General features: G+C 29.3%; 15 protein-coding genes. 1 reads left to right on the forward strand and 14 read right to left on the reverse strand.

Annotation, left to right across the window (positions count from 1 at the left end; all coding sequences use genetic code 11):
• Positions 1-56 precede the first annotated feature (56 nt).
• From H8S10_RS02005 to proC, 12 genes are all read right to left on the reverse strand, one after another.
• Positions 57-2,444: a homocysteine S-methyltransferase family protein gene (locus H8S10_RS02005; protein WP_186837777.1), complete on the reverse strand. Its 2,388-nt coding sequence runs from the start codon at positions 2,442-2,444 to the stop codon at positions 57-59.
• A complete protein-coding gene (locus H8S10_RS02010) occupies positions 2,434-3,108 on the reverse strand; it encodes a vitamin B12 dependent-methionine synthase activation domain-containing protein (protein ID WP_186837778.1) in 675 nt (224 codons plus the stop codon). The genes H8S10_RS02005 and H8S10_RS02010 overlap by 11 nt, the downstream gene beginning before the upstream one ends.
• The gene (locus H8S10_RS02015) at positions 3,098-3,553 is read right to left on the reverse strand and encodes an S-ribosylhomocysteine lyase (RefSeq protein ID WP_186837779.1); all 456 of its coding nucleotides are present in this window, start codon (positions 3,551-3,553) and stop codon (positions 3,098-3,100) included. Before H8S10_RS02015 ends, H8S10_RS02010 begins: the two co-directional genes overlap by 11 nt.
• An 18-nt stretch (positions 3,554-3,571) precedes the next feature.
• A complete protein-coding gene (gene metF, locus H8S10_RS02020; RefSeq protein WP_186837780.1) occupies positions 3,572-4,453 on the reverse strand; it encodes a methylenetetrahydrofolate reductase [NAD(P)H] in 882 nt (293 codons plus the stop codon).
• Between the two features lie 164 nt (positions 4,454-4,617).
• Entirely contained in the window at positions 4,618-4,866 is a 249-nt protein-coding gene (locus H8S10_RS02025) for a hypothetical protein (protein WP_186837781.1), read from the reverse strand.
• A gap of 23 nt (positions 4,867-4,889) precedes the next feature.
• Entirely contained in the window at positions 4,890-5,267 is a 378-nt protein-coding gene (locus H8S10_RS02030) for a PH domain-containing protein (protein WP_055264290.1), read from the reverse strand.
• Positions 5,268-5,309: 42 nt separating this feature from the next.
• On the reverse strand, positions 5,310-6,713 hold the full coding sequence (gene pepV / locus H8S10_RS02035) for a dipeptidase PepV (RefSeq protein WP_186837782.1): 1,404 nt from the start codon (positions 6,711-6,713) through the stop codon (positions 5,310-5,312).
• 102 nt (positions 6,714-6,815) lie between these two features.
• Positions 6,816-7,463, reverse strand: a complete 648-nt coding sequence (locus tag H8S10_RS02040; RefSeq protein ID WP_186837783.1) for an alpha/beta hydrolase — start codon at positions 7,461-7,463, stop codon at positions 6,816-6,818.
• On the reverse strand, positions 7,441-7,728 hold the full coding sequence (locus H8S10_RS02045; protein WP_186837784.1) for a hypothetical protein: 288 nt from the start codon (positions 7,726-7,728) through the stop codon (positions 7,441-7,443). The genes H8S10_RS02040 and H8S10_RS02045 overlap by 23 nt, the downstream gene beginning before the upstream one ends.
• An 82-nt stretch (positions 7,729-7,810) precedes the next feature.
• Positions 7,811-8,440, reverse strand: coding sequence for a histidine phosphatase family protein (locus tag H8S10_RS02050; RefSeq protein ID WP_186837785.1), 630 nt, complete (start codon positions 8,438-8,440; stop codon positions 7,811-7,813).
• Between the two features lie 60 nt (positions 8,441-8,500).
• A complete protein-coding gene (locus H8S10_RS02055) occupies positions 8,501-9,418 on the reverse strand; it encodes a patatin-like phospholipase family protein (protein ID WP_186837786.1) in 918 nt (305 codons plus the stop codon).
• A gap of 189 nt (positions 9,419-9,607) precedes the next feature.
• Complete coding sequence (proC, locus tag H8S10_RS02060) at positions 9,608-10,414, reverse strand: pyrroline-5-carboxylate reductase (protein ID WP_186837787.1); 807 nt, start codon at positions 10,412-10,414, stop codon at positions 9,608-9,610.
• 170 nt (positions 10,415-10,584) lie between these two features.
• Between proC and H8S10_RS02065 the strand changes: the two genes are divergently transcribed.
• Entirely contained in the window at positions 10,585-11,466 is an 882-nt protein-coding gene (locus H8S10_RS02065) for a DUF1002 domain-containing protein (RefSeq protein ID WP_186837788.1), read from the forward strand.
• Positions 11,467-11,599: 133 nt separating this feature from the next.
• Here the strand turns inward: H8S10_RS02065 and rpsU are convergent, their stop codons facing one another.
• Positions 11,600-11,776: a 30S ribosomal protein S21 gene (rpsU, locus tag H8S10_RS02070; RefSeq protein WP_055264276.1), complete on the reverse strand. Its 177-nt coding sequence runs from the start codon at positions 11,774-11,776 to the stop codon at positions 11,600-11,602.
• Between the two features lie 129 nt (positions 11,777-11,905).
• A complete protein-coding gene (locus tag H8S10_RS02075) occupies positions 11,906-12,355 on the reverse strand; it encodes a peptidoglycan recognition family protein (RefSeq protein WP_055264274.1) in 450 nt (149 codons plus the stop codon).
• Positions 12,356-12,450 lie beyond the last annotated feature (95 nt).

Here is a 12,450-nt window from a genome sequence, read left to right on the forward strand (position 1 = left end):
TAATCTTTAAAAATATTTATCACTTTTTATTAATCACAATTTAAGTTTTAATAGCATCACTTTCCAAACACTTCCTTAGCTATCTTTACAGAATCATTGGCATCTTTAGCATAATAATCTGCCCCCATTTTTTTAGCATACTCTTCAGTTACTACAGCTCCTCCAACCATTATATAACCTTTATAGTCATTAATCTTTAATTGTTGAATAGTCTTCTCCATAGATTTTATAGTAGTCGTCATAAGTGCACTAAGGCCAACTAGCTTAACATCACTTTTCACTGCTTCTTCTACTACCTTTTCTATATTTACATCTTTACCTAAATCAATTATGTCATAGCCATAATTCTCTAATATAACTTTAACTATATTTTTACCTATATCATGAATGTCCCCTTGAACTGTAGCTAAAATAATTTTCCCTTTACCTACAGAACTTCCTTTATCACTTAACACAAGTCTTTCTTTTATAATATCAAAAGCTACCTTTACAGTTTCTGCAGCTTGAATTAATTGAGGTAAGAAAATCTCTCCATTTTCATATTTTTTTCCTACCTTATCTAATGCAGGAATTAAGTCCTCATTAACTATATCCAATTCTCTTTTATCATCTAAAAGCCTCAATGTAATCTCTTTTGTGGAATTTCTTAAACCTTTTAAAATGCAATTTTCTAATATGTTAATATCTAAAATTTCTTTTTTACCTTCTACTTTATTAGCTACTTCATTTTTCTTATTTCCATAAGCAGCTATATAATTTGCTCCATTTTTATCATAATTTTTCAATACCTTAAAAGCTCTAACTGCTCCCATCATATTCTCTTTATTAGGATTTATTATAGGCAAATCAAGTCCAGCTTCCATTGCCATCACTAAAAAAGTCTCATTTATAATTTCCCTCATTGGCATTCCAAATGATATGTTTGATACACCTAGAACAGTCTTAACTCCTAACTTTTCCTTAATAATTCTTAAAGCTTTTAATGTTTCTACTACTTCTTCTTGTTGTGCCGATACTGTAAGAGTTAATGCATCAATATATATATCTTCTCTATTTATTCCATATTCTAATGCTCTACTTACTATCTTTTCTGCTATTTTAAATCTATCAATAGCTTTATTAGGTATTCCATTGCTATCTAATGTCAATCCAACTACAGCAGCTCCATATTTCTTTACACTTGGTAAAATACTATCTAAAACTTCATCATCACCATTTACTGAATTAACTATGGGTTTACCATTATAGTATCTTAAGCCTTTTTCAATAACATTAGGGTCATTAGAATCTATTTGAAGTGGTACATCTAAAATAGACTGAATTTCTTTAATTATCTTAATTATCATTTCTTCTTCATTTATTTCAGGTAATCCAACATTAACATCTAATAAGTCAGCTCCTGCTTCAACTTGCTCTATAGCTTGTCTTAATATATAATCTATATCATTTTTCTTAAGAGCTTCTTTAAAGAGCTTCTTCCCTGTAGGATTAATTCTTTCTCCAACAACTTTTACTTCATTTACTTCCACTAACTTAGAAGGTGTTGTAAGTACAGCTTTTGTAACTTTTTCTCTTTCTAATATTTTCAAACTTTTAAGCTTAGATAACTCGCTAATAAATTGTGGTGTTGTTCCACAGCATCCACCAATAATTGATATACCATTATTTACAAACTCTTCTGCTCTTTCTCTAAACTCTGAAGCAGTAATATAATATACTGTTTCATTATCAATAATTTTAGGTAAACCTGCATTAGGCTGAACCATTACTGGGATATTAGTATTTGAAACTACTCTTTTTAATATAGGTAAAAGTTCCTTCGGACCTAAAGAACAATTTACCCCTAGCACATCTACCCCTAATCCTTCAAGTGTTATCGCCATACTTTCTGGAAGACACCCTGTAAAAGTTCTTCCATCTTCCTCAAAAGTCATAGTTGCAAATATAGGTAATGTACTTTCTTCTTTACATGCTAATATCGCTGCCTTCATCTCATAAAGATCAGTCATAGTTTCTATTAATACTAAATCCACTCCGGCTTTATCTCCAGCTCTTATTATTCTTTTGAATATATTTACTGCATGCTCAAAAGATAATGTTCCCATAGGTTCTATAAGTTCTCCTATAGGCCCTATATCTAAAGCTACTAATACCTCATTATTAGAAACTGCTTTCTTAGCTAAAGTTACTGCCTTGCTTACAACTTCTTCTACTGAATATGGTGTGTTTTTCAATTTAATCTCATTAGCCCCAAAAGTATTAGTAGTTACAATATCTGCTCCAGCTTTTATGTATTCCTTATGTATATCTATTACAGTATCCTCATTTGTAAAATTAATTACTTCTGGATTTTCTCCAAGCCTTAATCCTCTTTTTTGGAGCATAGTTCCCATAGCTCCATCAAATACAACTACTCTATCTTTAATTAATTCTCTAACGTCCACACCTTTTATCCCCTTTTCTATAGTTACATCTTTCAAAGTTACTACACTCTTTGCATCTATCTCTATTTTGCTTCTTATTAGTTATTCCTAAAATTGCTGTGACAGATTTCCTGGGAAATAATAACATATTGCTAGAAACCTTTACTCCAATCTTTCGCTCACAATCTAAAATACTTATAAAATCTTTTTGTATATCTAAAGATAAATCTCCATATCCAGGACTATACCTAAAGGTGAAATTTTCTTCACCTTTAAGCATCTCTCTTCCTATACTTTCCTGTAAATTATTACATACTTCTTCAACAGCCGCTGTTGCACAAGAATCTAATATTAAAGCTTTAGTTAAATTAATTTTACTATAAAACTTAATCTTTCTTTCTATATCACTACCAACAGTTGCTGCCATCAATATACACTTATCACTATTTTGTAATAAGTTAAATATATCTTTACCTTTTAATCTTAAATTTGTTCCTTCTAATAATATCTCACTATTATTTTTTGTAATCTTAAATTCTTTACAAACATATTTAACTTTAAGCAAACTCTTACTTTCTTTAATGGCTTCTTCAACTTCTTCCATAAGTTCATTAGTAATTTCTTGACCTCTATATCCTAGATATCTTAATACCTCATTTATATCTATCTTTAAATTATTCTCCATAAATATTAAGTGAAAAACCCTTTTCTAATGCTTCTTTAGCATATTCTTGTGCTCCAAAAAGCGATAAATCTCTATAATTGCCACATTGGACTTCATTTTTTGCTGGAATTTCTGTTGCTTCTAAAACCTTATTTAAAGAATATTCTACTGCTTCTTTTATTTCCCTACACTCCCTATCTCCCCAAATAGTTAGATAGAATCCTGTTCTACATCCCATTGGTGATAAATCTATAACACCTTCTAACTTCTCTCTTAATGTATGAGCTAATAGATGCTCTAATCCATGCATTGCAGCTGTTCCAAATGCTTCTTTATTAGGTTGAAGAAATCTAACATCAAACTTACTTACTTTATCACCTTTTTCTCCATTTAAAACACAACATTTCCTTATATAAGGTGCCTTTACTTTTCTATGATCTAATTCAAAACTTTCTACCTTTTCCATCTCAAACTCTCCTTTTTACTATACATTTTGAACTTCATTTATCGAACTTATTATTTTTCCTATATTCTTACTTATATTCTTTGCAACATATGGATTATTCATTGTATACAAATGAACTCCATCTACATTGCTTGAAGATAAGTCTATTATCTGATCTGTTGCATAAGCTATACCAGCTTGCGTTAAAGCTTCTGGATTATTCTCATACCTTTCCATTATCTTTTTAAACTTTAAAGGTATAGTTGCACCACAGAGTTCAGTTATTCTCCTCATCTGCTTTGCATTTATAACAGGCATTATTCCTGCTTGAATATTAGTTTTAATATTTCTTTTTTCTATCTCTTCTAAAAATTTATAATAAATATTATTATCTAAAAACAGTTGAGATATAAAGCTAGTTGCTCCACTTTCAATCTTTCTTTCTATATTATCAATCTCTAATTTAATATCTTTATTTGCAATATGTCCTTCCGGATAACATGCAGCTATTATATTAAAACTTTCTTTTTCTTTAATATAACTTATTAATTCATTAGCATAATTAAAATCTCCACAGCTTGTACCATTATCATCACCTCTTAGAGCTAATATATTTTCAACTTCCTCAAGCTTTAATCTTTCAGTTATATCGACTATTTGCTCTCTAGTTGAAGAAATACAAGTTAGATGTGCTAATGATTCTATTCCATAAATATTTTTTATAAGAGATGATATCTCTGTAGTCTTATTGTTTATAGTGCTTCCTCCTGCCCCATAGGTAACACTTATAAAGTCTGGTTCTAATTTCACTAGTTCATTTAACGCCTTATATATATTTTTTATTGGAGAAGTACTTTTAGGTGGAAATACCTCAAAAGAAAACACCAATTTTTTTTGGTCGAAAATTTCTCTAATATTCATTTATAGCCCCCATTCCTTTTAGAAATTCAAATACTTTTTATGTATTTATTTCAATAATTTTCTAATATTATAATAACATTTTTTATAACTATTTTATATAAAAACACATTTAAAATATAAAAAGTGTAGTTATACTAATGTATAACCACACTTTTCTCTTTAAATTAATATATTCCATTACTTTCTGGCATTACATATATTTTTTTATCACTAAGAATCGCTTGTTCAATCTCTTCAAATACCCTATCTGCAATTTCTTCACTATCATATGTCCCTAAATTTACTACCATCTCCTGAGTACTATTAGTAACTTTACCTACAATAGTATATTTGGACTTTTTCAGTATTCCCTTAGTAATTTCAATTATCTTAGGTTCTACTAATGTCTTTTCATCTTGTACCCTTATCCACATACCCTCTTCTCCTGTTATTTCTCTTATTTACTACAATACTCTGCAAGTATAGCTTGAACTTCATATATATTGCATCCACTGCTGAAAGTCTTTTCTATTGGCATACTCATTCCTGAAATGTAGATTTTCAGTTCTGCATCTAAATCAAAATGCCCTGCAGTTTCTACTGAAAAATTAGTAATAGCTCTATATGGTACTGAACGATATTCAGTCTTCTTTCCTGTCACTCCTTGCTTATCAACTATTATTAATCTCTTATTAGTAAATATAATCATATCTCTTATTAATTTATATGCTTTTTCAATTCGTTCACTTGGCCCTAATAACTTATCATAATCTTGAGCCAACTTATTTATATCAACTTCTGATGCATTTCCTATAATTCCATTAAATAAACCCATTTAATATCACTCCTATATTTTTTAATTGATTATAGTATATTATTATTTACATAATTCTATTATAGCTTGAGTAAATATTTTAGCACTTAATAATAATTCATCAACTACTGCAAATTCATCATTTCCATGCATATTATTATCAGTTCCTGGCATTGTACAACCGAATGCTACTCCATTTTTTAGACGGTGTACATAAGTACCTCCACCAATAGCTATACACTCACCCTTTTTACCGCTATACATTTCATAACATCTTAATAACGTTTGGATAAAATCAGAGTTTTCGTCCACATAATGCCCATCAGATACATTGCATGGTTCTAATTCAATTCCATTAATCTTTAGGTTTTTAGCAACGACATCTCTTAAATTTTCATCATTAGCACAAAGTGGAGCTCTACAATCAAACGTTCCTTTTAACCCTGTTGTACTATACTCAAAAATATTAAATGATAAAGTTAATTCTCCGGATACCTTATCGGACATCTTTACTCCAAGAGCTTCTCCGTAATAATCACCATGAGGTAGTAATTTGTTTATAGCACATATTCTTTCAAATCCCTCGCTCTTAGCAAATGGCATAGAAGCTAATAACTTAATAATAGCTGTTAATGCATTATTTCCACCAGTAGGATGAGCAGCATGTCCACCTACTCCTTTTGCGTTAATTACACAGTTATTATCTGATTCACTTACAACAAATTTTACTCCAGTTGACTCAGTAGCTTTTTTACAATATTTTTCTATCTCTTCTTTTTTAAATCCTTCAATTACTGCAGTTGCTTTATCTGGAATAACATTAATCTTTACTCCTGAATTTACTGAAAGAATTCTAGGAATTTCTTTGCTTTCACTATAACTTGCATTAAATAGGCCTTTTAATCCACCTTTTTCAACATTTATAACTGGGAAATCTGCATCTGGCGAAAATGTCATAGGAGCTTCCTTTTCTATTTTATAATAATGTTTAATATCTCCACTTCCACACTCTTCATCAGTTCCTAAAATTAGTCTAACATTCTTGCTTAATGGAATATTTAAATCCTTAACTGCTTTTAAAGCATATAAGGCTACTATTGCAGGCCCTTTATCATCTGCTGATCCTCTTCCATATAATTTACCATCTTTTATTACTGGTTCATATGGCTCAGTTACTGTCCACTCATCTCCAGCTGGAACTACATCTAAGTGAGCTAATATATCTAAAGCTTTTTCTTTATCATTAAAATCTACAGCTCCTACATAATTATCATAATTAGTAGTCTTAAATCCCATATTACTTGCAATTTTTAAAGATTCTTCTAAAGCCTTAACTACACCTTCACCAAAAGGCATATTCTCCTTCGGCTCTTGGCGATCACTTTTTATTCTTATAATTTTACATATATCCTCTAACATCTCATCTTTATGTAAGTTAAAATACTCTTCTATTTGTCTCTTATACATTTTTACACTCCTTTTATACTTATATAAATTATATTATTTAATAAATTATATCATAATTAAAGGCCTGTTAAACTTATTTAATTTAACAGACCTTTATATTTACTATTTAATATTATCTAAAAATTCTTTTACAACTTGTTTATATTTTTCTTTATCTTTTGAATATGCTTCCATATGTCCAGCACCTTGAACTAAATATAATCTATCCATTTCCCCATTTTTTTCGTTATACAAAGCTTCACCCATCCAAGTAGGAACAACCTTATCATTATCTCCATGTATAAACAACACCGGAATATCACTATTTACTATAGCATCTTCTGGAGAAATATTATTAAAATCAAATTTATATTTTCTTTTTACTTTAACTCTTATCAAATCATATAATGGCCAAAATGGAATTTTAACTTTCCGAAATTGAAATTTTATAGCTTCTCTAGCACTTGTAAAGCCACAATCCTCTATTACAAATTTAATATCATTTGGATGCGTAGCACCATATAACATAACTGTTGCAGCTCCCATAGATTGTCCATGAAGACCTATATAAGCATCTTCTCCAATTTTATCTTTAATCCACCTTACCCAACTTCCTATATCCTTTGATTCATTATATCCATATGAAGCCACTTTACCTTCACTTTCTCCATGACTTCTCATATCGATAAGTAAAACATTGTATCCTTCTTCAAAAAATATGTCTGTAAACTGATAATCGATGTAATGATTAGCAGTATACCCATGATTCATGATTCATTATTACTACTTTTTTTGAATCTTTATATACTCTATGAAAATAACCTTTAAGTTTTAAGCCATCATAACTTTTAATAATTACTTCTTCAACCGGAATGTTCTGATAATTCCTATAATCAGTTCCAAATCTAGACCATAACTCCTCTAACATTTGTCTTGATTCTTTTCTTTTAGACATCACTGTTTCTTTTAATCCAATATTAACTCCTAAAGAAAGTACAACTAAAATTAGTATTATAATAATACTTATCCAAATCATAAATTGCTTGCACCTCTTAAATTTATCTTAATATCTATAGTATGTCTTTATTTTTTCTCATACATACTAAACGAATTAAAATCTACCATCCTAACTTTTGGCCTTTTACTGTAAAATGACTATCATCATTTTTAAATTCTATATCAAATTCATTATTTTCATCTACATTTATTTTAGTTAAAGTAGCTTGACCCATAACTTCATTGTTCACTTCTTCATCCTTAAAATAATACATTAAGGCCTTTAAAGTTATTCCATGAGTTACTATTAATATAGACTTACCTCTATTTTTTTCTATTATTCTATCCATAGTTTCAGCAACTCTAGCTCTGACACTTTCTAAATTCTCACCATTAGGAGCACACAGTTTAACATCACCATGCATTATAAGGTCAATATTCCATTCTGGATTTTCAGCCATAACTTCATCTGTCTTTCTCCCCTCATAATCTCCAAAGCACATTTCCATTAATCCATCATCTGTTATTACTTCAATGCTCTTGTCACCTTTGATTATGTTTGCAGTATCTAATGCTCTTTCTATAGGACTTGAATATATATAATCAATATGGATATCTTTAATTCTATCTCTTAATTCTTTAGCTCTTTCTATACCCGCTTCAGTTAAAGGCGAATTTCCTCTTCCTTGCAATCTTCTTTCAAGATTCCATTCTGTTTGACCATGTCTAGTTAAATATACCGTAGTTTTCATTGGTTACTATCTCCTTTTCTAAACTTAACTATCTTAAACTAAATCTATTATAAAATCACACTATTTCTTAAATACTCTTTTTATCTTATTACTAAAATTCTTCAACCAGTTATATAACTTATATAGAATTGGATTTTCTTTCTGCTCATTTTCTTCTTTAATAAACTTAAATAAATCAATTACTGGTTCAAGCTTATTTATAGTATCATTATATCCTTCTACTATTCTTCTAGTCTTAGCCTCTGTATCTAAATTTAATGTTCCCGTAATTGTATTTTCCATAAGATTTTCAGGTGCTATTATAATAAGCTTTGAATTTGGATAAAGTGATCTATCTATAGTAGCTTCTTTTGATAGTAACACTACTATGATAACATCACAATTTTCACCATATACAGGTTGAATAGGAGTATTATCAACAATTCCTCCATCAATATATTTTTCTCCAAAAACTTCAGTACTATCATAAATAAGTGGTAATGATGCTGATGCTAAAATCATTTTCTTTCCTGTTTCATCATCATGATCATTTATCCTAAAATATTGAACAGTATAGTTAGGTAACTTTGTACACGCTGCATAACAAATCTTATTCTTTTCCTTTATTTTACTGAAATCAAGATATTTATTAATTATATCAACAGCACCATCATTAGTAATAGCACCATAATTCAATTTATCATTTAAAAACTTCTTAGCTAACTGAAGATTTTTACCACCTAGATAAAGACCTATTCCTCTTTTAATCAACTCATAATTACTAATAGGTACTAGCTTATCCATAGTCACTTCATCCCATAGTTTATCAGCCTTCTCCATATCATCCATAGCAAATAAAACTGCATTGAAAGCACCTATCGATGTTCCTGAAAAAACCGATATATGTTCACTAATACCTAATTCTTTTAAGGCTTTCCAAACTCCAAGTTCATATGCTCCCTTACCGCCTCCACCGGCTAATACTAATCCTATTTTCATACAATACCTTCCTAAATCAAAATTTATTAAAACAATTTAAATCACTATTTTTTTACATTATTATTATATATTATAAAATTTTATGCTGCTACATATATGTCTTTTCTTAATATAGTCCTAATAATTTTAAATAGAATAATTAAAAAACAAGAGTTACTGCCAACTCTTGCTTCTTAATCTTAATAACTTTTATTTAGACATCTCTTGAGATTTTTTATAACATTTATTCATAGCTGATATAACAGCGCTTCTAAAACCTTTAGCCTCTAACTCAGCTACTGCTTCTATAGTAGTTCCTCCCGGAGAACATACCATATCTTTTAATGCTCCTGGATGCATTCCTGTTTCTAATACCATTTTAGCTGAACCAAGTACAGTCTGAGCTGCAAATTTATAAGCTTTATCTCTTGGCATTCCTTGTAATACAGCTGCATCTGCCATAGCCTCAATAAACATATATACATACGCTGGTGAAGATCCACTTACAGATGTAACCGCATCTATTAAACTTTCACTTACTACTTCAACTTTACTAAAGCTATTAAGTAATTTTGAAACTTCATTTATATCATTATCTGTTATAAGCTTATTTGGGCAAACTGCAGTCATTCCTTCTCCAACTAAGGCCGGAGTATTTGGCATTGTTCTTATCACCTTTAATTCTCTACCAAAAGACTTCTCTGTACTTTCAATTGATTTACCTGCAGCAATAGTAACTATAATAACATCATCTTTTACCAAATCTTTTATCTCATTTATTACTATTGGATATAAATTAGGCTTAACTGCCAATATTAATATATCTGACTTTTTTGCAACTAACTTATTGTCAGTTGTAATTTCTATATTATAATTTCCTTTTGCTTTTTCCAAGCTTGGTTCATATAAATCTGACATAATTATATTTTCTGAAGCTACTAATCCGGCTTTAACTATACCACCAAGTATAGCCTGCCCCATATTTCCAGCTCCAATAAATCCTATTATTTTACTCATAAACTTTTCTCCTATCTTATATTTATTCTTTAAAATATACTTAATTATATATCTATATTTCTAATTGCTATAATTACTCTATACTATATTTTTATATTATATATCAATTTCTCTCTCCATAAAATACTTATATTGTGTATAATAGTATTAATAACCCAAGGAGGTATATTATGAAAAATAAATTTTTGAGAAAAATAGCACTTGCTACGCTTGCTTTAGTAACTCTCAATTTCTCTATACCTGCACTAGCTAGAAAATCTAATATACAAAAAGGTGAGATTCTATGTTTCGGTGCAGATTTAAATCACACTCAAGAAGAAGCACTTAGAGAATATTTCAATGCCCCTAGTGATATTGATGCAGTATATGTTGATAATACTGTTGCTTCAAGACAATTAGGTTATACAGATTTTACAGGTGGATGGTATTCTAGTGCTTATGTTAAAATAAACGAAAATGGGACAGGTATTAATGTAAAATCTAACAACTTAACATTAGTTACAAATGGTATGCTAACAAATGCATTAATAACTTCTGGAATAACAGATGCGGATATAATAGCTTCTGCACCATTTCCTGTAACAGGAGAATCAGCTTTAGCTGGAATTTTTGAAGGTGCTGAAAGAATAACAGGCATAGAACTTAAACCTGAAGGTAAGCAAGTAGCTCAAGAAGAAGTAGAAGTAACTTTAGATGTAGCAGATTCCATAGGAAGTGTAGAAGCTACAGCATTAATAAATGAAGTTAAAGCTAGAGTAATTGAAGAAGCTCCTAAGACTACTGATGAAATAAATAAAATGGTAACTGATGCTGCATCTAACTTAGATATAACAATTAATGAAGAAACAAAAGAAAAAATAGTTCTATTAATGAATAAAATAAATGATTTAGATATAGATTATGATTCTATTAAAGACTCTATCAAACAAAATAGCTCTAAGCTACTAGAAGATCTAAAATCATTAGGTAATGAAATAAAAGAGTCAGGAATATTAGAAAGACTTTGGAATTGGCTTAAAAACTTTATTAATAAATGGACAACTTCTCAATAGCAAATCCCAGTACTAACTGGGATTTTTTCTGTATTATAATATTTAAATAGGAAAAAAGCCTTCTTAGTAAAAACTAAAAAGGCTTATAACTTTGAAATATATTCATTAATTAATATACATTTTATCATGAATACTACTTGAACTTTCTTTTTCTTGCAGCTTCAGATTTTTTCTTTCTCTTAACACTTGGTTTTTCATAGTGTTCTCTTTTTTTAGCTTCAGCTAAAACTCCAGCATTAGCGCATTTTCTTTTAAATCTTCTTAAAGCTTGCTCTAATGATTCGTTATCTCTTATTCTAACTTCTGACACAATTTTTCCCTCCCTCCGTAGTAACATATATCGATTTCTACGGCTTTACCAAAACACTGTATATTATATATTACTTAAGGTGATTTTGTCAACACTATGTAACGCTCCAAGTAATGTAAATATTGTGTTTTATAATAAGCTTTTTCTAAATTGATCCATATCAAAGTTTATTCCAGGGCAAGTTTTCTTGCAATTTTCAACTTCTCTATGTCCAATAACTCTCTCTATAGATATATTATATTTTTTTATCAAAAAAGTACACAATTTTTTTAAAGAAATTAATTGTTCTTGCTTAGGAATTTCTATATCAAAATTTCCACTTAAACAAATACCAATTGATTTTATATTCATCCCCTTAGTATGGGCACCAACTTTCATTCCTCTACCTTCAAAAATTTTCCCATCAGCTTCAATGAAATAATTATATCCTATACATTCCCACCCTAACGAAATATGATAATTATTAGTATCATAAAAATTCCATCCTTCTTCTTCAGTGTGATGTATAATTATATATTGTGGATCCTTTAGTTCTTCTAAATTTTCTCCTATATTTAATAACCCTTTATTAATCTTCATATTTTCCCCTCTTTATATAAAAACTATTCATTATTACTGTAGAGTTCATTCTATAAAATGTATATATTCCCCACTAACATCTCTATTAATTTTAG

The sequence above is a fragment of the Clostridium sp. NSJ-49 genome (assembly GCF_014287725.1).
Classification (GTDB): domain Bacteria; phylum Bacillota; class Clostridia; order Clostridiales; family Clostridiaceae; genus Clostridium; species Clostridium disporicum_B.

Coding starts and splice junctions, on each gene's coding strand:
- H8S10_RS02010 (WP_186837778.1), bottom strand. CDS start 3,108: ATGGAGAATAATTTAAAGATAGATATAAATGAGGTATTAAGATATCTA.
- H8S10_RS02015 (WP_186837779.1), bottom strand. CDS start 3,553: ATGGAAAAGGTAGAAAGTTTTGAATTAGATCATAGAAAAGTAAAGGCA.
- metF (WP_186837780.1), bottom strand. CDS start 4,453: ATGAATATTAGAGAAATTTTCGACCAAAAAAAATTGGTGTTTTCTTTT.
- H8S10_RS02025 (WP_186837781.1), bottom strand. CDS start 4,866: ATGTGGATAAGGGTACAAGATGAAAAGACATTAGTAGAACCTAAGATA.
- H8S10_RS02030 (WP_055264290.1), bottom strand. CDS start 5,267: ATGGGTTTATTTAATGGAATTATAGGAAATGCATCAGAAGTTGATATA.
- pepV (WP_186837782.1), bottom strand. CDS start 6,713: ATGTATAAGAGACAAATAGAAGAGTATTTTAACTTACATAAAGATGAG.
- H8S10_RS02040 (WP_186837783.1), bottom strand. CDS start 7,463: ATGAATCATGGGTATACTGCTAATCATTACATCGATTATCAGTTTACA.
- H8S10_RS02045 (WP_186837784.1), bottom strand. CDS start 7,728: ATGATTTGGATAAGTATTATTATAATACTAATTTTAGTTGTACTTTCT.
- H8S10_RS02050 (WP_186837785.1), bottom strand. CDS start 8,440: ATGAAAACTACGGTATATTTAACTAGACATGGTCAAACAGAATGGAAT.
- H8S10_RS02055 (WP_186837786.1), bottom strand. CDS start 9,418: ATGAAAATAGGATTAGTATTAGCCGGTGGAGGCGGTAAGGGAGCATAT.
- proC (WP_186837787.1), bottom strand. CDS start 10,414: ATGAGTAAAATAATAGGATTTATTGGAGCTGGAAATATGGGGCAGGCT.
- H8S10_RS02065 (WP_186837788.1), top strand. CDS start 10,585: ATGAAAAATAAATTTTTGAGAAAAATAGCACTTGCTACGCTTGCTTTA.
- H8S10_RS02075 (WP_055264274.1), bottom strand. CDS start 12,355: ATGAAGATTAATAAAGGGTTATTAAATATAGGAGAAAATTTAGAAGAA.